Annotated in this window: 22 protein-coding genes; 14 read left to right on the plus strand and 8 right to left on the minus strand. The window is 63.7% G+C overall.

All coding sequences use genetic code 11. The annotated features are described in order from the left end of the window. Positions 1–134 precede the first annotated feature (134 nt). From mnmC to J3A71_RS22590, 5 genes are all read left to right on the plus strand, one after another. Positions 135–2,099, plus strand: a complete 1,965-nt coding sequence (mnmC, locus tag J3A71_RS22570; RefSeq protein ID WP_209953297.1) for a bifunctional tRNA (5-methylaminomethyl-2-thiouridine)(34)-methyltransferase MnmD/FAD-dependent 5-carboxymethylaminomethyl-2-thiouridine(34) oxidoreductase MnmC — start codon at positions 135–137, stop codon at positions 2,097–2,099. A 145-nt stretch (positions 2,100–2,244) separates the two neighbouring features. Continuing rightward, entirely contained in the window at positions 2,245–4,032 is a 1,788-nt protein-coding gene (locus J3A71_RS22575) for an N-acetylglutaminylglutamine amidotransferase (RefSeq protein WP_016485339.1), read from the plus strand. 3 nt (positions 4,033–4,035) lie between these two features. Continuing rightward, entirely contained in the window at positions 4,036–5,781 is a 1,746-nt protein-coding gene (gene ngg, locus J3A71_RS22580) for an N-acetylglutaminylglutamine synthetase (RefSeq protein ID WP_016485338.1), read from the plus strand. Between the two features lie 118 nt (positions 5,782–5,899). After that, entirely contained in the window at positions 5,900–7,084 is a 1,185-nt protein-coding gene (locus tag J3A71_RS22585; protein WP_016485337.1) for an osmoprotectant NAGGN system M42 family peptidase, read from the plus strand. 82 nt (positions 7,085–7,166) lie between these two features. Then, positions 7,167–7,394: a YheU family protein gene (locus tag J3A71_RS22590; protein ID WP_009682864.1), complete on the plus strand. Its 228-nt coding sequence runs from the start codon at positions 7,167–7,169 to the stop codon at positions 7,392–7,394. A gap of 36 nt (positions 7,395–7,430) precedes the next feature. Here the strand turns inward: J3A71_RS22590 and csrA are convergent, their stop codons facing one another. Next, positions 7,431–7,619 (minus strand): carbon storage regulator CsrA, encoded by a 189-nt coding sequence (gene csrA, locus J3A71_RS22595; RefSeq protein ID WP_016485336.1) that lies wholly within the window; start codon positions 7,617–7,619, stop codon positions 7,431–7,433. 120 nt (positions 7,620–7,739) lie between these two features. After that, positions 7,740–8,549, minus strand: a complete 810-nt coding sequence (locus J3A71_RS22600) for an SDR family oxidoreductase (RefSeq protein ID WP_060518708.1) — start codon at positions 8,547–8,549, stop codon at positions 7,740–7,742. A 239-nt stretch (positions 8,550–8,788) separates the two neighbouring features. On the opposite strand from J3A71_RS22600, the gene J3A71_RS22605 reads away from it, so the two are divergent. Then, positions 8,789–8,941, plus strand: coding sequence for a DUF3309 family protein (locus J3A71_RS22605; protein WP_016485334.1), 153 nt, complete (start codon positions 8,789–8,791; stop codon positions 8,939–8,941). A 114-nt stretch (positions 8,942–9,055) separates the two neighbouring features. On the opposite strand, the gene J3A71_RS22610 is transcribed toward J3A71_RS22605, so the two are convergent. The 3 genes from J3A71_RS22610 to J3A71_RS22620 all read right to left on the minus strand — a co-directional run bounded on the left by J3A71_RS22610 (position 9,056) and on the right by J3A71_RS22620 (position 12,127). Further along, positions 9,056–10,720: a cation acetate symporter gene (locus J3A71_RS22610; RefSeq protein WP_016485333.1), complete on the minus strand. Its 1,665-nt coding sequence runs from the start codon at positions 10,718–10,720 to the stop codon at positions 9,056–9,058. Then, complete coding sequence (locus tag J3A71_RS22615) at positions 10,717–11,028, minus strand: DUF485 domain-containing protein (protein ID WP_016485332.1); 312 nt, start codon at positions 11,026–11,028, stop codon at positions 10,717–10,719. The genes J3A71_RS22610 and J3A71_RS22615 overlap by 4 nt, the downstream gene beginning before the upstream one ends. A 238-nt stretch (positions 11,029–11,266) precedes the next feature. Next, positions 11,267–12,127: a glycine betaine ABC transporter substrate-binding protein gene (locus tag J3A71_RS22620; RefSeq protein WP_016485331.1), complete on the minus strand. Its 861-nt coding sequence runs from the start codon at positions 12,125–12,127 to the stop codon at positions 11,267–11,269. A gap of 197 nt (positions 12,128–12,324) precedes the next feature. Between J3A71_RS22620 and J3A71_RS22625 the strand changes: the two genes are divergently transcribed. Then, a complete protein-coding gene (locus J3A71_RS22625; RefSeq protein ID WP_096425723.1) occupies positions 12,325–13,890 on the plus strand; it encodes a beta (1-6) glucans synthase in 1,566 nt (521 codons plus the stop codon). Between the two features lie 26 nt (positions 13,891–13,916). Here J3A71_RS22625 and J3A71_RS22630 read toward each other — a convergent pair whose 3' ends face one another. Continuing rightward, a complete protein-coding gene (locus tag J3A71_RS22630) occupies positions 13,917–14,285 on the minus strand; it encodes a hypothetical protein (protein ID WP_209953300.1) in 369 nt (122 codons plus the stop codon). A gap of 190 nt (positions 14,286–14,475) precedes the next feature. Between J3A71_RS22630 and J3A71_RS22635 the strand changes: the two genes are divergently transcribed. Then, complete coding sequence (locus tag J3A71_RS22635) at positions 14,476–15,774, plus strand: serine/threonine protein kinase (RefSeq protein ID WP_209953302.1); 1,299 nt, start codon at positions 14,476–14,478, stop codon at positions 15,772–15,774. Further along, positions 15,767–16,594, plus strand: coding sequence for a VacJ family lipoprotein (locus J3A71_RS22640; protein WP_016485327.1), 828 nt, complete (start codon positions 15,767–15,769; stop codon positions 16,592–16,594). The genes J3A71_RS22635 and J3A71_RS22640 overlap by 8 nt, the downstream gene beginning before the upstream one ends. 34 nt (positions 16,595–16,628) lie before the next feature. Here J3A71_RS22640 and J3A71_RS22645 read toward each other — a convergent pair whose 3' ends face one another. Both J3A71_RS22645 and J3A71_RS22650 read right to left on the minus strand, forming a co-directional pair. Continuing rightward, positions 16,629–17,777, minus strand: coding sequence for a patatin-like phospholipase family protein (locus tag J3A71_RS22645; protein WP_016485326.1), 1,149 nt, complete (start codon positions 17,775–17,777; stop codon positions 16,629–16,631). Positions 17,778–17,923: 146 nt separating this feature from the next. Beyond that, positions 17,924–18,859 (minus strand): lipid A biosynthesis lauroyl acyltransferase, encoded by a 936-nt coding sequence (locus J3A71_RS22650; protein WP_016485325.1) that lies wholly within the window; start codon positions 18,857–18,859, stop codon positions 17,924–17,926. A gap of 111 nt (positions 18,860–18,970) precedes the next feature. Between J3A71_RS22650 and minC the strand changes: the two genes are divergently transcribed. From minC to J3A71_RS22675, 5 genes are all read left to right on the plus strand, one after another. Continuing rightward, positions 18,971–19,732, plus strand: a complete 762-nt coding sequence (gene minC / locus J3A71_RS22655) for a septum site-determining protein MinC (protein ID WP_016485324.1) — start codon at positions 18,971–18,973, stop codon at positions 19,730–19,732. Positions 19,733–19,833: 101 nt separating this feature from the next. Beyond that, positions 19,834–20,646, plus strand: coding sequence for a septum site-determining protein MinD (gene minD, locus J3A71_RS22660; RefSeq protein ID WP_016485323.1), 813 nt, complete (start codon positions 19,834–19,836; stop codon positions 20,644–20,646). A gap of 3 nt (positions 20,647–20,649) precedes the next feature. Beyond that, on the plus strand, positions 20,650–20,904 hold the full coding sequence (minE, locus tag J3A71_RS22665; RefSeq protein ID WP_003252572.1) for a cell division topological specificity factor MinE: 255 nt from the start codon (positions 20,650–20,652) through the stop codon (positions 20,902–20,904). A gap of 151 nt (positions 20,905–21,055) precedes the next feature. Next, on the plus strand, positions 21,056–21,691 hold the full coding sequence (locus J3A71_RS22670; protein WP_011532730.1) for an RluA family pseudouridine synthase: 636 nt from the start codon (positions 21,056–21,058) through the stop codon (positions 21,689–21,691). Positions 21,692–21,860: 169 nt separating this feature from the next. Then, positions 21,861–23,150: a M18 family aminopeptidase gene (locus tag J3A71_RS22675; RefSeq protein WP_016485322.1), complete on the plus strand. Its 1,290-nt coding sequence runs from the start codon at positions 21,861–21,863 to the stop codon at positions 23,148–23,150. Positions 23,151–23,315: the final 165 nt, after the last annotated feature.

Here is a 23,315-nt window from a genome sequence, read left to right on the forward strand (position 1 = left end):
ACTGGCTCCTTTAATGGATAAGCAAGACTAGCGGATTTCATTTCTGCCTGTACTGACCTCTTCGCGAGTGAACGCGCTCCCACAGGTAGCGGGTATGGCATAAAATCCCGCCATCCGCTGCAACCGAGCCAACCATGTCCACCCTCCTCCAGCACGCACAAATCGACTGGGACGACCAGGGCCGCCCCCACTCGCGGCAATATGACGACGTCTATTTCGCGGTCAACGAAGGCATCGAAGAAACCAAGCATGTGTTCCTGGGCCAGACCCGCCTGGCCGAGCGCTTTGCCAACCTGGCGCCGCATGCCTGCAAGGTGATCGGCGAAACCGGTTTTGGCACCGGCATGAATTTTTTCTGCGCCTGGCAGCTGTTTGACCAGCACGCGCACCGCGACGCCCGCCTGCACTTCGTCAGTGTCGAGAAATACCCTCTCGGGCACGAAGACATGGCCCGGGCAGTGCGCCTTTGGCCGGAGCTTGCCGCCTACACAGAGCCATTGCTGGCGCAATATGTGGCAGTGCACCCGGGCTTTCAGCAGTTCACCTTCGCCGATGGCCGGGTCGCCCTGACCTTGCTGATCGGCGACGTACTTGAGCAACTGCCGCAACTCGATGCGCAGGTCGATGTGTGGTTCCTCGATGGCTTCGCCCCTGCCAAAAACCCCGACATGTGGACCCCGGAACTGTTCGCGCAACTGGCGCGATTGTCGCACCCGGGCACTGTGCTGGGCACCTTCACCACCACCGGCTGGGTCCGCCGCAGCCTGGTCGACGCCGGTTTCGCCATGAAGAAGGTGCCGGGCATCGGCAAGAAGTGGGAAGTGATGAGCGGCGCCTACGTCGGCCCACAGTCCAGCCCAGGCGCGCCTTGGTACGCACGTCCCGCCGTTACACAGGGACCGCGCGAGGCGCTGGTGATCGGTGCCGGGCTCGCCGGCAGCACAACGGCCGCCAGCCTGGCCCGACGCGGCTGGCAGGTGACCGTGGTGGAGCGCCACGATGCCCCGGCACAGGAAGCTTCAGGCAACCCGCAAGGGGTGCTGTACCTCAAGCTGTCTGCCCATGGCACTGCGCTGTCGCAGGTGATCCTGTCCGGTTTCGGCTACACCCGGCGCCAGCTTGAACGCCTGCAGCGTGGCCGCGACTGGGATGCTTGCGGGGTGCTGCAACTGGCCTTCGACAGCAAGGAAGCTGAGCGCCAGGGCAAGCTGGCCGCCGCCTTCGACCACAACCTGCTGCACGCACTGCCGCGCACGGAGGCCGAAGCCGTCGCCGGGGTGGCGTTACCGGCCGGGGGGTTGTTCTACCCCGAAGGCGGCTGGGTGCACCCACCTGCGTTGTGCCAGGAGCAACTGCAGCACCCAGGGATTCGACTGGTCACCCATCAGGAAGTGCTCGAGCTGCGCAAGGTCGACCAGCAGTGGCAGGCTTCGGCGGGTGACCGCCTGATCGCCAGCGCGCCCGTGGTGATTCTGGCCAGTGCCGCCGAGGTAAAGCGCTTCGAGCCTTGCGCGCAGCTGCCGCTCAAGCGCATCCGGGGGCAGATCACCCGCTTGCCGGCCACCGCCAGCAGCCGGGCACTGCGCACCGTGGTGTGCGCGGAGGGCTACGTGGCGCCGCCACGCGAGGATGAACATACCCTGGGCGCGAGCTTTGACTTCCACAGCGAAGACTTGGCGCCGACGGTGGCCGAGCACCAGGGCAACCTGGCGTTGCTGAACGAGATTTCCCTCGACCTGGCGCAGCGCCTGGGCACAGCCGGGTGGGCCCCTGAGCAGTTGCAGGGGCGCGCGGCGTTCCGTTGTACCAGCCCGGACTACCTGCCGATCGTGGGGCCGGTAGCGGATGGACAGGCATTTGCCGAAACCTATGCGGTGCTGAGCCGGGATGCGCGGCAGGTGCCGGATGTGGCCTGCCCTTGGCTGGATGGGTTGTATGTGAACAGCGGGCATGGGTCGCGCGGGTTGATCACGGCGCCACTGAGTGGCGAGCTGGTGGCGGCTTGGGTATGTGGGGAGCCGCTGCCGTTGCCCCGGGCAGTGGCAGAGGCGTGTCATCCGAACCGGTTTGCCTTGCGTAAGCTGATTCGGGGGAAGTAATCGGCCGGGGGCCGCCGGCGATTGGGCCGCACAGCGGCCCCATATAACAAATCGTTCTAAAACTCTCAAAAAGCACGCCGGTCAGTTCCTTAAGGTGCCCTAATCCTGGGCGCCCCCTCCCCAACGGAAAAACCGGTAAGGACTTATGTGCGGATTAGCAGGAGAGTTGCGTTTCACCCCCCTCGACCAAGCCCCTCGCCCAGCCGACCTGGCTGCGGTAGAGCGCATCACCCATCACCTGGCGCCTCGCGGCCCGGATGCGTGGGGCTTCCATAGCCAAGGCCCGATCGCCCTCGGCCACCGACGCCTGAAAATCATGGACTTGTCCGACGGCTCGGCGCAACCGATGGTCGACAACACCTTGGGCCTGTCACTGGCCTTCAACGGTGCCATCTACAACTTCCCCGAACTGCGCCAGGAGCTGCAGGACCTGGGCTACAGCTTCTGGTCCGACGGCGACACAGAAGTACTGCTCAAGGGCTATCACGCCTGGGGCGCAGCCTTGCTGCCCAAGCTCAACGGCATGTTCGCCCTGGCCATCTGGGAGCGCGACAACCAGCGCCTGTTCCTGGCCCGCGACCGTCTGGGCGTCAAGCCCCTGTACCTGTCGCGCAACGGCGAGCGCCTGCGTTTTGCCTCGACCTTGCCAGCGCTGCTAAAGGGTGGCGATATCGACCCGATGCTCGACCCGGTGGCGCTCAACCATTACCTGAACTTCCACGCCGTGGTACCCGCGCCGCGCACGCTGCTGGCCAACGTGCAGAAGCTTGAACCCGGCACCTGGATGCGCGTCGACCGCCATGGCGAAGTGGAACGCCAGACCTGGTGGCAGCTGAAATACGGTGCCAACCCGGATGAGCGTGAGCTTGATCTGGAAGGCTGGACCACCCGCGTGCTCGACGCCACCCGCGACGCCGTGGCCATTCGCCAACGTGCTGCAGTGGACGTCGGCGTGCTGCTGTCCGGCGGTGTCGACTCCAGCCTGCTGGTCGGGCTGCTGCGCGAAGTCGGCGTGGACGACCTGTCGACATTCTCCATCGGGTTCGAAGATGCCGGTGGCGAACGTGGCGATGAGTTCCAGTATTCCGACCTGATCGCCAAACACTACGGTACCCGCCACCACCAGTTGCGCATTGCCGAACACGAGATCATCGACCAGTTGCCGGCTGCATTCCGCGCCATGAGCGAGCCGATGGTCAGCCACGACTGCATCGCCTTCTACCTGCTGTCGCGGGAAGTGGCCAAGCACTGCAAGGGTGTGCAAAGCGGCCAGGGCGCCGACGAGCTGTTTGCCGGTTATCACTGGTACCCGCAGGTGGACGGCGCCGATGACGCCTTTGCGGCTTACCGCGACGCGTTCTTCGACCGCAGCCATGCCGAGTACCGCGACACCGTGCAGGCGCCCTGGCTGCTGGACACCGACGCCGCCGGCGACTTTGTGCGCGAGCACTTCGCCCGCCCCGGTGCCCGCGACGCAGTGGACAAGGCCCTGCGGCTGGACAGCACGGTGATGCTGGTGGACGACCCGGTCAAGCGTGTGGACAACATGACCATGGCCTGGGGCCTGGAGGCGCGCACACCGTTCCTCGACTACCGCCTGGTGGAACTGTCGGCACGTATCCCGGCGCGCTTCAAGCTGCCCGATGGCGGCAAGCAGGTGCTCAAGCAGGCAGCACGACGGGTAATTCCCCATGAGGTGATTGACCGCAAGAAGGGCTACTTCCCGGTACCGGGCCTGAAGCACCTGGAAGGCGCCACCCTGGGCTGGGTGCGTGAGCTGCTGACCGACCCCAGCCAGGACCGTGGGCTGTTCAACCCGGCCATGCTCGACCGCCTGCTGAGCAACCCACACGGCCAGCTCACCCCACTGCGCGGCTCCAAGCTGTGGCAGCTGGCAGCGCTGAACCTGTGGTTGAGCGAACAAGGAATCTAACCCATGAAAGCCCATGAAATCGCTTACGGCCAGCGTCTGTTGCGCGGCCAGGCGCCGTCCTACGAGCGCCTGCAGGCGCGCCTGGCCGGCGATGGCAGCCAGCCCCATGACCAGCCTCGCGCGGTGCACTGTGGCTGGGGTCGATTGCTGATCGGCCATACCTACCCCGACCCGGTCAGCCTGGCCGAAGAGCTGCTGGACGAACGCCCTGGCGAGCGCGACATCGCCCTGTACGTGGCCGCGCCGCAGCAGTTGCTGGCCCAGGCCCCTCAGCAGCTGTTCCTTGACCCGTCCGACACCCTGCGCCTGTGGTTTACCGACTACCGGCCGGCGCAGCGGGTGTTCCGCGGCTTTCGCGTGCGCCGGGCGCAAAACCCGGCCGACTGGCAGGCCATCAACACCCTGTATCAGGCACGCAGCATGCTGCCGGTAGACCCAGACCTGCTTACCCCCAGGCACCTGGGCGGCCCGGTGTACTGGCTGGCCGAGGACGAAGACAGTGGCGCAGTGATTGGCAGCGTCATGGGCCTGAACCATGCCAAGGCGTTCGACGACCCGGAACACGGCAGCAGCCTGTGGTGCCTGGCTGTAGACCCGCACTGCACCCGCCCCGGCGTAGGCGAGGTGCTGGTGCGCCACCTGATCGAGCACTTCATGAGCCGTGGCCTGGCCTACCTCGACCTGTCGGTCTTGCACGACAACCGCCACGCCAAGCGCCTGTACCAGAAGCTGGGTTTTCGCAACCTGCCCACCTTTGCGGTCAAACGCAAGAACGGCATCAACCAGCAGCTGTTCCTGGGCCCGGGCCCTGAGGCCGAGCTGAACCCCTACGCCCGCATCATCGTCGATGAGGCCCTGCGCCGGGGCATCGACGTGCAGGTGGATGACGCCGCTGGCGGTCTGTTCACCCTGAGCCTTGGCGGGCGCCGCATTCGCTGCCGTGAATCGCTCAGCGACCTGACCAGTGCCGTGACCATGACCCTGTGCCAGGACAAACGCCTGACCCAGCATGCCCTGCACAACGCCGGGCTACAGGTGCCAGCGCAGCAGCTGGCCGGCAATGCAGACGACAACCTGGCGTTTCTCGACGAGCATGGCGCGGTGGTGGTCAAACCGGTCGATGGCGAGCAAGGCCAAGGCGTGGCGGTGAACCTGACCTGCATTGACGAGATCACCCGCGCCGTTGAGCACGCCCGCCAGTTCGACAGCCGCGTACTGCTGGAGAGCTTCCATGCCGGGTTCGACCTGCGCATCGTGGTAATCGGCTACGAGGTGGTGGCCGCGGCCGTTCGCCACCCTGCCCAGGTGCTGGGTGACGGCAAGCACAGCATCCGCCAGCTGATCGAAGCCCAGAGCCGTCGCCGCCAGGCCGCCACCGGTGGCGAAAGCCGCATTCCGCTGGACGGCGAAACCGAGCGCACAGTGCGTGCAGCGGGCTTTGCCTATGACGATGTATTGCCAGCCGGGCAGCGCCTGGCGGTACGGCGCACCGCCAACCTGCACACCGGCGGCACCCTGGAAGATGTGACCGAACGCCTGCACCCGGTGCTGGCCGACGCTGCCGTGCGCGCTGCACGGGCGCTGGAGATTCCGGTGGTTGGGCTGGACTTCATGGTGCGTGATGCCGGGCAGCCTGAATACGTGATCATCGAGGCCAACGAACGTGCCGGGTTGGCCAACCATGAACCGCAGCCAACCGCCGAGCGCTTTATCGACCTGCTGTTTCCGCATAGCCGGGCCTTGGCGTGAATCAATGACGGCCTTTTCGCGGGGCAAGCCCGCTCCCACAGGTCCACGGTGGCTCTCAAGTCAGCACTGACCTGTGGGAGCGGGCTTGCCCCGCGAAGAGGCCGATGAAGGAGTACATATGTCTGAGCACTACCCCGAGCCCGATCTCGACTACCTCAAACGAGTGCTGCTGGAGATGCTCGCCATCCCCAGCCCCACCGGTTTCACCGACACCATCGTGCGCTACGTGGCCGAACGCCTGGACGAACTGGGTATACCCTTCGAGTTGACCCGTCGCGGCACCATACGCGCCACCCTCAAGGGGCGGCAGTCATCCCCCGACCGGGCCGTATCGGCCCATCTGGATACCATCGGCGCCAGCGTGCGCCAACTGCAGGACAACGGGCGCCTGGCCCTGGCGCCGGTCGGCTGCTGGTCCAGCCGCTTCGCCGAAGGCAGCCGGGTCAGCGTGTTCACCGACACGGGGGTCGTGCGCGGCAGCGTGCTGCCGTTGATGGCCAGCGGGCATGCCTTCAACACCGCCATCGACCAGATGCCGGTCAGCTGGGACCACGTGGAGCTGCGCCTGGACGCCTACTGCGCCACCCGGGCCGACTGCGAGGCGCTGGGCGTGAGCATTGGTGACTTCGTCGCCTTCGACCCGCTGCCCGAGTTCACCGAAAGCGGCCACATAAGCGCCCGCCACCTGGATGACAAGGCCGGCGTAGCAGCGTTGCTGGCGGCGCTGAAGGCGGTGGTGGAAAGCGGCCAACAACCGTTGATCGATTGCCACCCGCTGTTCACCATTACCGAAGAGACCGGCTCGGGTGCCGCGGGTGCCCTGCCCTGGGATGTCAGCGAATTCGTTGGTATCGACATCGCCCCGGTGGCACCTGGGCAGGCCTCCAGCGAGCATGCGGTCAGCGTGGCCATGCAAGACTCTTCGGGGCCCTATGACTACCACCTGTCCCGGCATTTGCTGAAACTGGCCGGCGACCACGACCTGCCGGTACGGCGCGACCTGTTCCGCTATTACTTCAGCGATGCCCATTCGGCGGTAACGGCGGGGCATGACATTCGTACCGCGCTGGTGGCGTTTGGTTGCGATGCCACCCATGGCTACGAACGCACGCACATCGACAGCCTTGCGGCGTTGAGCCGGCTGCTGTCGGCGTACCTGTTGAGCCCGCCCGTGTTTGCCAGCGACTCGCAGCCGGCCAATGCCTCGCTTGAAAGGTTCAGCCACCAGCTGGAGCACGATGCGCAGATGGAGAGCGACACGCGGGTGCCGGCGGTGGACAGCCTGGTTGGCAATAAAGGCTGATGGCCTGGGGGCTGCTTTGCAGCCCCAAATGCCCGAACGTTTCGCGTAGCATTGCCCACACTTACTTCAGAACCTGCCCACCATGCTGATCCCCTACGAGCAACTGCAAGCCGAAACCTTGACCCGCCTGATTGAGGACTTCGTCACCCGCGATGGCACCGACAATGGCGACGACACCCCGCTGGAAACCCGTGTGCTTCGGGTACGCCAGGCGTTGGCCAAAGGCCAGGCGTTCATCCTGTTCGACCCGGAAAGCCAGCAGTGCCAATTGCTGGCCAAGCATGATGTGCCCCGCGAGCTGCTCGATTAGCACGCCAAGCCCGCGATGAGGTCAGCACTGGCAACCTCAAGCCCTGCGGGCCTTACGCTGACCTGCCTCCTTGATGCGCCTGTAGACCTCGGCACGATGCACTGACACCGCCTTCGGGGCGTCGATCCCGAAGCGCACCACCCCGTCACGCGTTTCTACCACCATGATCCGGATGTCATCGCCAATCACGATGACCTCCCCCACTTCGCGTCCTATTACCAGCATGTTCCGCTCCTCCAGCGAAAGGGAAAAACGGAGCGTGCATCGCGGGCATTCACCTACTCAATAGCTCCACAGCAAATCAGAAGCACCCTACATTCGCGGGTAATTTCCCCTACAGACCATTCACTTCGAATGCCCTCTGGCGCGCATTTTTACCGCCATTTCCGCCATTTCTTCATACAGCCGCTCAGGCGCCTGCCGCTTCAACGCCCAAGCTTCGCGCCCGGCTTCGTGGGGCAGGATCAGGAACTCGCCAGCGGCCACCTGCTGATGCATGTAGTCAGCTATGTCCGACGCACTGATCGGCGAGCCTTCCAGCAGCTTGCCCACTTGCGCTTTCATTGCCGGGTTGGGCCCGCGGAACGAGTCCAGCAGGTTGGTCTGAAAGAACGACGGGCACACCACGTGCACCGCCACCTCCAGTTGGCGCAACTCCACCAGCAGGCTCTCTGACAAAGCCAGTACACCGGCCTTGGCCACGTTGTAGTTGCTCATGCCCGGGCCCTGCATCAACGCGGCCATCGAGGCGATATTGATGATGCGCCCCTTGCTGCGCTCCAGCAGAGGCAGGAAGGCCTTGCAGCCTTTGACCACCCCCATCAGGTTGACCGCAATCTGCCAGTCCCAGTCTTCCAGCGACAGTTCAGCGAAGAAGCCGCCGGAAGCGACACCTGCGTTGTTGACGATCACATCGATGCCGCCGAGCTGCTCGGTGCAGGCCTGGGCCATGGCCGTCAGCTGGCTGTAATCGCGGACGTCGCAGCGCTGGAAGAAGCCGTCGCCGCCGGCAGCGCGGACCAGCTCCAGGGTTTCACGCAGGCCGGCTTCGTTGACATCGGCCAGCGCCACGCGCCAGCCCTCACGCGCCCAGCGCAGGGCGATCTCGCGACCGAGGCCGGACCCGGCGCCAGTGATCATGATGCGGTTTTGCATGGTGGCTGGCCTTGTTCTGGTGAGGGTGCAACGAGTCTAAACAAGGCCGAGTGGGCAGGCAGGGTTCATCAGGCTAGTGAATGGGCGGGCATGACTGTGTGGTCAGTACCGGCCCGGCGCGGCGAAGAATCCCATACCGGCAATACTCAAATGGAATCTTTGCCAAGCGGCAACAGTCCGACTTTACAAGAGGCCAGCAATCCGAGGCCCTTTACCCTCAACTACGCAAGGACTCCGTCATGACCACGATTCTCATCATCATCCTGATCCTGTTGCTGATTGGTGGCTTACCGGTCTTCCCGCACTCGCGCAGCTGGGGCTATGGCCCGTCTGGCATCGTTGGCGCCGTGCTGGTGATTCTGCTGGTGCTGTTGTTATTGGGCATGATATGAGCCTGTCCGCCTGAGCCGGGGGAGCTACTGGGCCTTTGTTATCAGCAGCCCCCCTGAAATGCAGAACGCCCCGGCAAGCGGGGCGTTCTGCATTTCAGGGGGGCTGCTACAGCATCAGTGGGAAACCGCCCCGCTGGCACCCAGGCCAGTCTGCGAACGCACGAACTGCGGGTAGAACAGCGCACGCTCGTCGTCAGCCGCCTTGGACTTGTCGGTGACCGAGAAGAACCAGATGCTGACGAAGGCAATAGCCATCGAGAACAGCGCCGGGTACTCGTACGGGTAGATCGGTTTTTCGTGGCCGAGGATCTGCACCCAGATGGTCGGGCCGAGGATCATCAGCGTCACCGCACTCACCAGGCCCAGCCAGCCGCCGATCATGGCGCCGCGGGTGGTCAGCTTCTTCCAGTACATCGAAAGCAGCAGTACCGGGAAGTTGCAGCTGGCGGCAATGGAGAACGCCAGGCCAACCATGAAGGCGATGTTCTGTTTCTCGAACAGGATGCCCAGGCCGATCGCCAGCACGCCCAGGGCGATGGTGGTGATCTTCGACACGCGGATTTCGTCCTTGTCGTTGGCCTTGCCCTTGCGCCATACGCTGGCGTACAGGTCGTGGGACACCGCCGAGGCACCGGCCAGGGTCAGGCCGGCAACCACTGCCAGGATGGTGGCAAAGGCCACTGCCGAAATGAAGCCGAGGAAGATGCTGCCACCCACGGCATCGGCCAGGTGAACCGCGGCCATGTTGTTGCCGCCCAACAGGGCGCCGGCGGCGTCCTTGAAGTCCGGGTTGGTGCTGACCAGCAGGATCGCGCCAAAGCCGATGATGAAGGTGAGAATGTAGAAGTAACCGATGAAGCCGGTAGCGTAAAGCACGCTCTTGCGGGCTTCCTTGGCATCACTGACGGTAAAGAAGCGCATCAGGATGTGCGGCAGGCCGGCGGTACCGAACATCAGCGCCAGGCCCAGCGAGAAGGCCGAGATCGGGTCCTTGACCAGGCCACCCGGGCTCATGATCGCCTCACCCTTGCTGTGCACCTTGATCGCTTCCGAGAAGAGGGTGTTGAAGTCGAAGCCTACGTGCTTCATCACCATCAGCGCCATGAAGCTGGCACCGGACAGCAGCAGCACGGCCTTGATGATTTGTACCCAGGTGGTGGCCAGCATGCCGCCGAACAGCACATACAGGCACATCAGGATCCCCACCAGGATCACCGCCACGTGGTAGTCCAGGCCGAACAACAGTTCGATCAGCTTGCCGGCACCGACCATCTGCGCGATCAGGTAGAACGCCACCACCACCAGCGAACCGGAGGCCGACAGGGTACGGATTTCCTTCTGCCCAAGGCGGTACGAGGCCACGTCGGCAAAGGTGTACTTGCCGAGGTTACGCAGGCGCTCGGCAATCAGGAAGAGAATGATGGGCCAGCCGACCAAAAAGCCGATCGAGTAGATCAGGCCATCGTAGCCAGAGGTGAACACCAGGGCTGAAATACCCAGGAAGGAGGCAGCCGACATGTAGTCGCCGGCAATCGCCAGGCCGTTCTGGAAGCCGGTGATCTTGCCACCGGCAGCATAGTAGTCCGCCGCCGACTTGTTGCGTTTGGAGGCCCAGTAGGTAATACCGAGGGTGAAGGCGACGAAGGCCACGAACATGGCAATCGCGGCAACGTTCAGCGGCTGTTTCTGCACCTCGCCGGTCAGGGCATCGGCTGCCCACACGGCGGGTGCAAAGGCTCCGCAGGCCAGTACGGCCAGGGCTTTGGCGTGACGAATCATTGTTGCGCCTCCTTGAGGATGGCCTTGTTCAGCTCATCGAATTCGCCGTTGGCGCGGCGTACGTAGATGGCGGTCAGGACAAATGCCGAAACGATCAGGCCGACGCCCAGGGGAATGCCCCAGGTGATCGACGACTCAGGGCTGAGCTTGGCGCCCAGCAGATGAGGACCGTAGGCGATCAGGAGGATGAAACCGCAGTACAGGCCGAGCATGATCGCCGAGAGAACCCAGGCGAACCGTTCGCGTTTGGTGACCAGCTCCTTGAAACGGGGGCTGTTTTGTATCGAGAGGTAAATGCTGTCGTTCATTGTTTTTGTCCTAGCAGCACAGGTAGGGGTGAAACCCACGCCCTTACTTTATGCGGCTGTTGGACGGCAACCAGACGACCTTAGTCTTAGATGCAACGGTGTTTTACCGGTTGCGTAACAAAGAAAATATGGGGGCAGGGCTGGAATGGGACCGGCTTCGGTTTAGCGGTCGGGCATAAAACGAGCGCCGCGCGGGCGGCGCTCGATCTAACTGGCGCTAAAAAAGCAACGGCAAACGCTACTTACCCGTCCACTCCTTCACGCGATCAGGGTGCTTGGCCACCCAATCCTTGGCCGCCGCTTCAGGCTTGGCCCCTTCCTGAATCGCCAGCATCACCTCGCCAATCTCGTCCTTGGACTTCCAACTGAACTTCTTCAGGAACTCCGCCACTTCTGGTGCCTTGGTAGCCAGTTCCTTGCTGCCGATGCTGTTCACGGTTTCTGCCGCGCCATACACGCCTTTCGGGTCTTCGAGGAACTTGAGTTTCCACTTGGCGAACATCCAGTGCGGGACCCAGCCGGTCACTGCAATCGACTGCTGCTTGGCATAGGCACGGCCCAGTTCCGCAGTCATCGCCGCGCCCGAGCTGGCCTGCAGCTTGTAACCCGTCAGGTCGTAGTCCTTGATCGCCTGGTCGGTCTTGAGCATCACGCCGGAGCCCGCGTCGATGCCAACAATTTTCTGCTTGAAGCTACTATCGGTCTTGAGGTCGGCGATGCTCGCCGCCTTGACGTACTCGGGGACGATCAGGCCGATCTTGGCGTCCTTGAAGTTGGCGCCATAGTCGACCACGTTGTCCTTGTTCTTGGCCCAGTACTCACCATGCGTCACCGGCAACCAGGCGGACAACATGGCATCGAGCTTGCCGGTTGCCACACCCTGCCACATGATCCCTGTGGCCACAGCCTGCAACTTCACGTCGTAGCCGAGTTTTTGCTTGATCACTTCGGCGGCCACGTTGGTGGTCGCCACGCTGTCGGCCCAACCATCCACGTAACCAATGCTTACTTCTTTAGCCATTGCCTGTGCAGCGCCCATGGCCATTACCAGGGCGGTGCCCACACCCAGGAACCGTCGCATTTTTTTCAAAGTCGCCATCAAAGCATCCCCTCGTCAGGTCTTGGAGATTGCATCATCTGCCTGCAATACAGGTCGACCTGATCCAGCAGCGACCTGCACCCGCCCCATATGCGACAGCACTGTGCCATTAGCGTCATTGGCCTACACCCGCCTGCGCGATCCTTGCATGCCAAAGCTTTGGCGCCGGGCTACTATCTACCCTTTTGCGCCTGACGATGGACCGCCCGATGCCCAGTTCTGCCCGCCTGTTGCTGCCGCTTTACCTGCTTGCCTGCCTGCTGGCCCTGGCCGGGCTCGCCGGGCTCTGGTACGGGCTTGGCAAGCCGGTGCACCTGCCCGATGCGGCCAGCCCGACGCACAAGTTGCAATGCGCGTCGTACACGCCGTTCGACAAGGACCAGTCGCCGTATGACCAGCCGTTTCGCCTGCGCCCGGCACGGATGGACGCTGACCTTGCCTTGCTGGCTGAGCGTTTCCAGTGCATCCGCACCTATTCCATGACCGGCCTTGAGGCCATCCCGGCGCTGGCCCGCAAGCATGGGCTGAAAGTGATGCTGGGCGCCTGGGTGAACGCTCACCCGGCCGACACCGACCGGGAAATCGACTTGCTGATCGCCACCGCCAACGCCAACCCCGATGTGGTCAGCGCGGTAATCGTGGGCAACGAGACATTGCTGCGCAAAGAAGTTACCGGCGCGCACCTGGCCAAGCTGATCGCCCGGGTGAAAAGCCAGGTCAAGGTGCCCGTGACCTACGCGGATGTGTGGGAGTTCTGGCTGCAGCACCCGCAGGTGGCGCCAGCGGTGGATTTTTTGACCATACACCTGCTGCCCTACTGGGAAGACGACCCGCGCGGCATTGACGATGCACTGGCCCACGTCGCCGATGTGCGGCGGGTATTCGGCACGCGCTTTGCGCCCAAGGACATCCTGATTGGCGAAACCGGCTGGCCCAGCGAAGGCCGCCAGCGCGAGACCGCCGTACCCAGCCGCGTCAACGAGGCGCGCTTCATCCGCGGTTTTGTAACCTTGGCCGAAAGCAACGGCTGGCACTACAACCTGATCGAAGCGTTCGACCAGCCATGGAAGCGTGCCAATGAAGGGGCGGTAGGCGGTTACTGGGGGCTTTACGATGCCGACCGGCAGGACAAGGGCATACTGGAGGGGCCGGTCAGCAACCTGCAGGACTGGCCGCAGTGGTTGCTGGCCAGTGCACTGTTGATGGCGGGCATGTTGTTGCTTGCCGGGCGCCCCGCCAGCCCGCAGGCTGCCTTGTTGCTGCCATTGCTGGCGGCGTTTGGCGCGGGTTGCCTGGGGCTGTGGGGCGAGCTGATGCGCACCCATGCACGCTTTGCCGGGGAGTGGCTGTGGGCCGTTGCACTGGCCGGGCTGAACCTACTGGTGCTGGCCCATGCGCTGCTGGCGTTGGCGCAGCGTGCCGGTTGGCGCATGCGCTTGTTCGCCTGGCTGCAGGCGCAGGCCGGCTGGCTGTTGCTGGCGGCGGGCTTTGCCGCGGCGGTGAGCATGCTGGCAATGGTGTTCGACCCGCGCTACCGCAGCTTCCCCAGCGCCGCGCTGGCGTTGCCGGCGCTGGTGTATGTGCTGTGGCCGGTGCCCGCGCGGCGAGCGGAGGTGGCGTTGCTCGCGTTCATTGTCGGGGCCGGGGTGGCGCCGCAGTTGTTCGTGGAAGGGCTGGAAAACCAGCAGGCCTGGGGTTGGGCGGTAGTGAGTGTGCTGATGACAGCCGCATTGTGGCGCAGCTTGCGGGTGCGCCAGGCTTGATGCCCGGGGGCCGCTTCGCGCCCCTGTCAGCCTTGCTGCGGTCTCCTGACCAGGCGCAACCCCGCCAACACCAGCGCAAACACGGCAATGCTGGCGGTATACAGCACCACCGCCGGCACCGCGAATACCAATGCCAACACCGCCAGCCACCAGCCGGCCCGCGCAGGCACGAACTGCGACAGCAGCGCCAGGCCCAGCCCGCCCCAGGCCAGCACCTGGTGGTGAATGCCTAGCCCCAGCAGCGAGCGCACCTCGCACTGCCAGTACGCCGCAGGCAATGTGCACAGCCCTACCCACTGGCCATCCTCCATCAGCCCATAACGCACGCCATAACTGGCAGCGAGCCACAGCCCCAGAAACAGCAAGAGCAGCGCAGCCGGCACTGAACGAGACATCCTGTTCTCCAATAGCGGTAATCGAAAGCATCCATGATCGCTTATGCCCGGTTGTAAGGCAAAATCACAACCCTGCAGCTATGTTGCAAATAACAAGCACACCAAAGGCCACCGCAACTGGCAACTTTGCCCGGTTGGCTGTGGTCCTAGCCTGCACACTGCTCGACCTTGCGTTCTTTTGGGGGATTACATGCATCGATCTTTGCGCCTCGCTGCCCTGCTGGGTAGCCTGCTCATGGCGGTGGCCGCTTCAGCGCGGGATATCGACGCTGCCAGCTACGGCTACCCCTTGACCAACCCGTTCGAGGCGACCATCGCCACCACGCCGCCGGATCAGCGGCCTACCCTGCCCAGCGACGAGGACATCACCCAGTCGGACTACAGCCTCAACCTGCGCCCCGAGCGTGAATTCACGTTGCCCGACAATTTCTGGGCCGTGAAAAAGCTCAAATACCGCCTGGCCCGCCAAGACCGCGAAGCGCCGCTTATCTTCATTATTGCCGGCACCGGCGCACCGTACACCAGCAGCATCAACGAATACCTGAAAAAGCTGTTCTACCAGGCCGGCTTCCACGTGGTGCAACTGTCGTCGCCCACCAGCTACGACTTCATGAGCGCCGCGTCACGCTTTGCCACCCCCGGCGTCAGCCGGGAAGACGCCGAGGACATGTACCGGGTAATGCAGGCCGTGCGCGCCCAGCATCCACGCCTGCCGGTCAGCGATTTCTACCTCACCGGCTACAGCCTGGGTGCGCTCGACGCCGCGTTCGTCAGCCACCTGGACGAAACCCGCCGCAGTTTCAACTTCAAGCGCGTGCTGCTGCTGAACCCGCCGGTCAACCTGTACACCTCGATCAACAACCTGGACAAACTGGTGCAGACCCAGGTCAAAGGCATCGATCGCAGTACCACCTTCTATGAGCTGATGCTGACCAAACTGACGCGCTACTTCCAGGACAAAGGCTACATCGACCTGAACGACGCCCTGCTTTATGACTTCCAGCAGTCGAAACAGCACCTGTCCAACGAACAGATGGCCATGCTGATCGGCACTTCGTTCCGGTTCTCTGCAGCGGACATTGCCTTCACTTCCGACCTGATCAACCGCCGCGGCCTGATCATTCCGCCGAAGTTCCCGATCACCGAAGGCAGCAGCCTCACGCCGTTCTTCAAGCGTGCCCTGCAATGCGACTTTGACTGCTACATGACCGAACAGGTAATCCCCATGTGGCGCGCCCGCACCGATGGCAACAGCATCTTGCAACTGGTCAACCAGACCAGCCTGTATGCCCTGCAAGACTACCTGCGTGACAGTGACAAGATCGCCGTGATGCACAACGCTGACGATGTCATTCTCGGCCCGGGCGACATCGGTTTCCTGCGCAAGGTGTTCGGTGACCGGCTGACCCTCTACCCCCATGGCGGCCATTGCGGCAACCTCAACTATCGCGTCAACAGTGACGCCATGCTGGAGTTCTTCCGTGGTTAACAAACTCCTCTTCGCCACTGCCTTGCTTGCCGCTGGCCACACCCTGGCCGCCGAGACCGCGCCCCGGGCCAGCGTGGTCGAGGCCGACCCGCAGGTGATCGGTACCGCTCCACTGGTGCCCGAAGCCGATGGTTTCATCGACCCGCTGCGCGAGCTGAAATTCAACCCGGGGCTGGACCAGCGCGAGTTCGAGCGTTCAACCCTGGAAGCACTGAACGTGTACGACCCGCTGGAGTCGATCAACCGGCGCGTGTATCACTTCAACTACCGGCTGGACCAGTGGGTGCTGCTGCCACTGGTGAATGGGTACCAATACGTCACGCCACGCTTCGTGCGCACGGGGGTGAGCAACTTCTTCAACAACCTCGGCGACGTGCCAAACCTGCTCAATAGCGTGTTGCAGCTCAAGCCCAAGCGCTCGGCCGAGATCACGGCACGGCTGATGTTCAACACCCTCATCGGCGTGGGTGGGCTATGGGACCCGGCGACCAGCATGGGCCTGCCGCGCCAGAGCGAGGACTTTGGCCAGACCTTGGGCTTCTATGGCGTACCGGAGGGGCCGTACCTGATGCTGCCGCTGCTGGGGCCATCGAACCTGCGCGATACCACCGGGCTGGTGGTGGACTATGCCGGCGAGCAGGCGATCAATTACCTGAACGTGGCCGAAGCCAGCACCGACCACCCGGAAATCTTCGCGCTGCGCGTGGTGGACAAGCGCTACACCACCAACTTCCGCTATGGCCAGCTGAACTCGCCTTTCGAATACGAAAAAGTGCGGTATGTGTACACCCAGGCGCGCAAGTTGCAGATAGCGGAGTAAACCTGCTTCGGCCCGATCGCCGGTACAGGCAACATTAAATTCCGAGGAACTGACACAGCTCCCGCTTCTTGGCCAGGGCATCCTTGCGCCCCAGTTCGATCAGCTCACTGCAATAGCTGGCCTCGAACAGCAGATAGCTCAACACCCCCGCCCCGCTGGTGCGGGTCGCCCCTGGCCCACGCAGGAACAGGCGCAACGCCGCCGGGAGCTCACGCCGGTGCCGGGCGGCGATCTCATCCAACGGCTGGCTGGGGGCTACCACCAGCACCTCGACTGGGGCCAGCCCCAGGCGCCGGGCATCCAGATGCGCCGGCAGCAGCCGGCTCAGGTGGTTCAGCCGCTGCAGCAGCTCGATATCGTCTTCCAGGCTGTCGATGAACGTGCTGTTAAGCAAGTGCCCACCAATCTGCGCCAGGCTGGGCTGCTGCCCGCTGAACACGCGCTGAGTGGGCAAGGGCGGCGCTGGCCGCTGCGGGTTGCCGCTGACCCCGACCACCAGCACCCGGCTGGCGCCCAGGTGCAGGGCTGGGCTGATCGGCGCTGACTGGCGCACCGCGCCATCACCGTAGAATTCGTCGCCCAGCTGCACCGGGGCAAACAGCAGTGGAATGGCCGCGCTGGCCAGCAGGTGGTCGATGGTCAATGGCGTGGGCACACCGATGCGGCGGTGGCGCAGCCAGGCTTCGATGGTGCCGCGCCCTTGGTAGAAGGTGACCGCCTGGCCAGACTCGTAGCCAAAGGCGGTGACGGCCACCGCGTGCAACTGCTCGGCGGCCAGCGAATGGCCGATGCCATCCAGGTTCAGGTGTGCCTCCAGCAGGCTGCGCAAGGGGCTGCTGTCCAGCAGCGCTACTGGCGCCTGGCCGCCCAGCCCCAGCAGGCTGTGGCCGACAAAACGGCTGGCCTGACGGACTACCCCGGGCCAGTCGCTGCGGATGACCAGATGGCTGCGAAAGTTCTGCCAGAAGGCGGTTAGCCGCTGCACGGCGTCGTTGAAGTGGGTGGCGCCGCTGGCCAGGGTGACGGCATTGATGGCACCGGCAGAGGTGCCGACGATGACCGGGAACGGATTATGTGCGCCGGCGGGCAGCAGCTCGGCGATGCCGGCCAATACGCCGACCTGATAGGCGGCACGGGCGCCGCCGCCAGAAAGGATAAGACCGGTTACCGGGGGTGGGGCCATGGCTTCCTTCCTGGATTCACTTTGTCAGTACCAGCCTCTTCGCGGGGCAAGCCCGCTTCCACAGGTATCCCTGCTCCCTCAGGCCGTGTAGAAAACCCGTGGGAGCGGGCTTGCCCCGCGAGGGGCCGGCACTCACAGCACAAATTTCAGCGCTTTTTCTTGTCATACAGCCGCGGCGCACCCTCGGGCCGCGACTTGAACCGGCGGTGCGCCCACAGGTACTGCTCGGGGCACTCGCGCAACACACGCTCGACCCACTGGTTGATGCGCAGGCAGTCGGCCTCTTCGCTTTCGCCGGGGAAGTCCGCCAACGGCGGGTGGATGACCAGACGATAGCCGCTGCCATCCTCCAGGCGCTTCTGGGTGAACGGAATCACCTGTGCCTTGCCCAATCGGGCGAACTTGGTGGTGGCGGTGACTGTCGCCGCCGGGATGCCGAACAGCGGCACGAAAATGCTCTGCTTGGCCCCGTAGTCCTGGTCCGGTGCGTACCAGATCGCCCGGCCCGAACGCAGCAGCTTGAGCATGCCGCGCACGTCCTCGCGCTCCACCGCCAGCGAATCGAGGTTATGCCGCTCGCGGCCGCTGCGCTGGATGAAGTCGAACAGCGCATTGCCGTGCTCGCGGTACATGCCGTCGATGGTGTGCTGCTGGCCCAGCAGCGCGGCGCCGATTTCCAGGGTGGTAAAGTGCACGGCCATGAGGATGGCGCCTTGCCCCGCCTGCTGGGCGGCCTGCAGGTGCTCCAGCCCCTCGATATGGGCCAGGCGCGCCAGCCTGGCCTTGGGCCACCACCAGCTCATGGCCATTTCGAAGAAGGCGATACCGGTAGAAGCGAAGTTGGCCTTGAGCAAACGGCGCCGTTCGTCGACCGACAGCTCCGGGAAGCACAGCTCTAGGTTGCGGGCGGCAATGCGCCGACGCTCGCCGGCAAAGCAATACATCACGGCCCCCAACGCGGCACCGGCTTTCAACAGGACCCGGTACGGCAACTGGACCACCAGCCACAGCAGGCCCAGGCCCAGCCACAGGCCCCAGAACTTTGGGTGAAGGAAATAGGGGCGAAAACGCGGGCGTTCCATTGAAGCTTCCGGAAAGACAAAGGCTGCGCATTCTACAACGGATCAGCGTATGTTGCGGGCAACCGGTGTTCTCGTTATAAATCAGGGCACTTTTTTCGCAACAAGCCGTCTATGCAGACCATGAGCCCAAACCACACACCCGACACCGCCTCCGTGTTCCAGCTCAAGGGCAGCATGCTCGCCATCACAGTGCTGGAACTGGCGCGCAATGACCTTGAGGGCCTCGACCGCCAGCTGGCGGCCAAAGTTGCCCAGGCACCGAATTTCTTCAGCAATACGCCACTGGTGCTGGCGCTGGACAAGCTGCCGGCCGGCGAAGGGGCAATCGACCTGCCAGGCTTGATGCGTATCTGCCGCCACCATGGCCTGCGTACCCTGGCCATCCGCGCCAACCGCATCGAGGACATTGCAGCCGCCATCGCCATCGACCTGCCGGTGCTGCCACCGTCCGGCGCCCGCGAGCGGCCGCTGGAGCCGGAACCCGAGGTTGTCAAAAAACCCGAGCCGGCCCCCGTGCCACCACCCCCCCCCGAGCCCGAGGTGCGCCCGACCCGGATCATTACCGCGCCAGTGCGCGGCGGCCAGCAGATCTACGCGCAAGGTGGCGATCTGATCGTTACCGCCTCGGTCAGCCCGGGCGCGGAACTTCTGGCCGATGGCAACATCCATGTGTACGGCGCCATGCGCGGCCGCGCCCTGGCCGGCATCAAAGGCAACACCAAAGCGCGTATCTTCTGCCAGCAGATGACCGCCGAAATGGTCTCCATCGCAGGCCAGTACAAGGTTTGCGAAGACCTGCGCCGCGACCCTCTGTGGGGCACCGGTGTGCAAGTCAGCCTGTCCGGTGATGTGTTGAACATCACCCGTCTTTAACGGATACTTGCCGTCATTTTCAGAGCAACTTTTTTAACTGTTGCCGTTTTTATGCTTTTTGCCGGGACACGTGTCCCGACTTATTTTAGGGGTGAAACACCTTGGCCAAGATTCTCGTGGTTACTTCCGGCAAGGGGGGTGTGGGCAAGACCACCACCAGCGCCGCCATTGGTACCGGCCTCGCACTGCGTGGCCACAAGACCGTCATCGTCGACTTCGACGTGGGCCTGCGTAACCTCGACCTGATCATGGGCTGCGAGCGCCGCGTGGTGTACGACTTCGTCAACGTGGTCAACGGCGAGGCCAACCTCCAGCAGGCGTTGATCAAGGACAAGCGCCTTGAGAACCTGTTCGTGCTGGCCGCCAGCCAGACCCGTGACAAGGACGCGCTGACCCAGGAAGGCGTGGAAAAGGTGCTGATGGAGCTGAAGGAAACCTTCGACTACGTCATCTGCGACTCGCCGGCCGGTATCGAGAAAGGCGCACACCTGGCCATGTACTTCGCAGACGAAGCCATTGTGGTCACCAACCCCGAAGTGTCCTCGGTACGTGACTCCGATCGCATGCTGGGCATCCTGTCGAGCAAATCGCGTCGCTCCGAAAAAGGCGAAGAGCCCATCAAGGAACACCTGCTGATCACCCGTTACCACCCCGAGCGCGTGGAAAAGGGCGAAATGCTGAGCATCGCCGACGTCGAAGAGATCCTGGCGATCAAGCTCAAGGGCGTGATTCCCGAGTCTCAGGCCGTGCTCAAGGCTTCCAACCAGGGTATCCCGGTCATCCTCGACGACCAGAGCGACGCTGGCCAGGCGTACAGCGATACCGTCGACCGCCTGCTGGGCAAAGAAAAGCCCCTGCGGTTCATCGAAGTGCCGAAGCAAGGATTCTTCGCGCGACTGTTTGGAGGCAAGTAAACCATGAACCTTTTTGACTTCTTTCGTGGCAGACAGAAACAGACCAGCGCGTCGGTAGCGAAAGAGCGTCTACAGATCATCGTGGCGCACGAGCGCGGCCAACGCAGCGAGCCGGACTACCTGCCGGCGCTGCAGAAAGAACTGCTGGAAGTGATCCGCAAGTATGTGAACATCGGCAACGATGACGTGCACATCGAGCTGGAAAACCAAGGCAGCTGCTCGATTCTGGAGCTGAACATCACCCTGCCGGATCGCTGATCTGGCTGAAAGCCGGGGCTGCTTTGCAGCCCATTCGCGGCACAAGGCCGCGCCTACAAGGGATCGCGCTCCCCTGTAGGCGCGGCCTTGTGCCGCGAATGGGCCGCAGAGCGGCCCCGCTTTTTTCTCCCGATTTAACAGAGACCATGCAATGCCGCTGTCCAATATCCAGATCCTGCACGAAGACGCCGCCATCCTGGTGATCAACAAGCCGACCCTGCTGCTGTCGGTGCCCGGCCGCGCCGAGGATAACAAGGACTGCCTGATTACCCGCCTGCAGGAAAACGGCTACCCCGACGCGCTTATCGTGCACCGCCTGGACTGGGAAACCTCCGGCATCATCCTGCTGGCCCGCGATGCCGACAGCCACCGCGAGCTGTCGCGGCAGTTCCACGACCGCGAAACCGAGAAGGCCTACACCGCACTGTGCTGGGGCCAACCGGCACTGGACAGCGGCAGCATCGACCTGCCGCTGCGCTACGACCCGCCAACCAAGCCACGGCATGTGGTGGACCACGAGCAGGGCAAACATGCACTGACCTTCTGGCGCATCGTCGAGCGCTGCGGTGACTACTGCCGGGTAGAACTGACGCCGATCACCGGGCGCTCGCACCAGTTGCGCGTGCACATGCTGTCGATCGGCCACCCGCTGCTGGGTGACCGGCTGTATGCCAACCCCGAAGCACTGGCGGCCCATGAGCGGCTGTGCCTGCATGCCTCCATGTTGAGCTTTACCCACCCGGTGTCCGGTGAGCGGTTGAAGTTCGAGTGCCCCGCGCCCTTCTGATTTTCGGCTGCCTGTCCCGGCCTCTTCGCGGGCTCGCCCGCTCCCACAGGGATGACCCTGCGTTGGAAATGTGTGCAGTACCGGTGGGAGCGGGCAGGCCCGCGAAGAGGCAGACACATATTGTCGACATTGTGCGTTAAACTCGCGCCACTGCTGTCTGGAGTGAGCTATGCGCGATGCACTGAATACTGGCCTTATCGAATTCCTCAAGGCCTCCCCCACGCCCTTCCACGCCACCGCCAGCCTGGCCCAACGCCTGGAAGCTGCAGGCTATCAGCGCCTGGACGAGCGCGACAGCTGGGCCACCGTGCCTGGCGGCCGCTACTACGTCACCCGTAACGACTCGTCGATCATCGCCATCAAACTGGGCAAGCAGGCACCGTTGCTCAACGGTATCCGTATGGTCGGTGCCCACACCGACAGCCCGTGCCTGCGCGTCAAGCCGCAGCCCGAGCTGCAGCGCCAGGGCTTCCTGCAGTTGGGTGTGGAAGTGTATGGCGGCGCCCTGTTGGCGCCATGGTTCGACCGTGACCTTTCCCTGGCCGGCCGTGTCACCTACCGCCGTGACGGCAAAGTTGAAAGCCAGCTGATCGACTTCAAGCTGCCGATCGCGATCATCCCCAACCTGGCCATCCACCTGAACCGCACTGCCAATGAAGGCTGGGCGATCAACCCGCAGAACGAGTTGCCGCCCATCCTGGCTCAGGTAGCGGGTGATGAGCGTATCGACTTCCGCGCCCTGCTCACCGAGCAACTGGCCCGCGAGCACGAGCTGATCGCAGACGTGGTGCTGGATTACGAACTGAGTTTCTACGACACCCAGGACGCCGCGCTGGTCGGCCTGAACGGCGACTTCATCGCCGGGGCGCGCCTGGATAACCTGCTGTCGTGCTACGCCGGCCTGCAAGCCCTGCTGGCCGCCGACAGTGACGAAACCTGCGTGCTGGTGTGCAACGACCACGAAGAAGTCGGCAGCAGCTCGGCCTGCGGTGCCGACGGCCCAATGCTGGAGCAGACCCTGCAGCGCCTGCTACCGGATGGCGACGCCTATGTGCGCACCGTGCAGCGCTCGCTGATGGTGTCGGCCGACAACGCCCACGGCGTGCACCCCAACTACGCCGACAAGCACGACGGCAACCACGGGCCCAAGCTCAACGCCGGGCCGGTGATCAAGGTAAACAACAACCAGCGCTACGCCACCAACAGCGAGACCGCCGGTTTCTTCCGCCACCTGTGCATGGCCGAGGAAGTGCCGGTACAAAGCTTTGTGGTGCGCAGCGACATGGGCTGTGGCTCGACCATCGGCCCGATTACAGCCAGCCACCTGGGCGTGCGCACGGTGGATATCGGCTTGCCGACCTTTGCCATGCACTCCATTCGCGAACTGTGCGGCAGCCACGACCTGGCGCACCTGGTGAAGGTGCTGACTGCCTTCTACCGTAGCCGCGAGCTGCCTTGATGTAAGCAGGCCCGGCCTCTTCGCGGGCTCGCCCGCTCCCACAGGGACCGCACAACCTTCGGGAACTGCGCTGAACCTGTGGGAGCGGGCAAGCCCGCGAAGAGGCCGGGCCTGCTCAAGGTCAATCCCGCCTCGCTTGCCAAGCGCTATGCTTGTTACATGGCC

Source organism: Pseudomonas sp. PvP089 (assembly GCF_017875165.1).
Lineage (GTDB): Bacteria > Pseudomonadota > Gammaproteobacteria > Pseudomonadales > Pseudomonadaceae > Aquipseudomonas > Aquipseudomonas fortuita.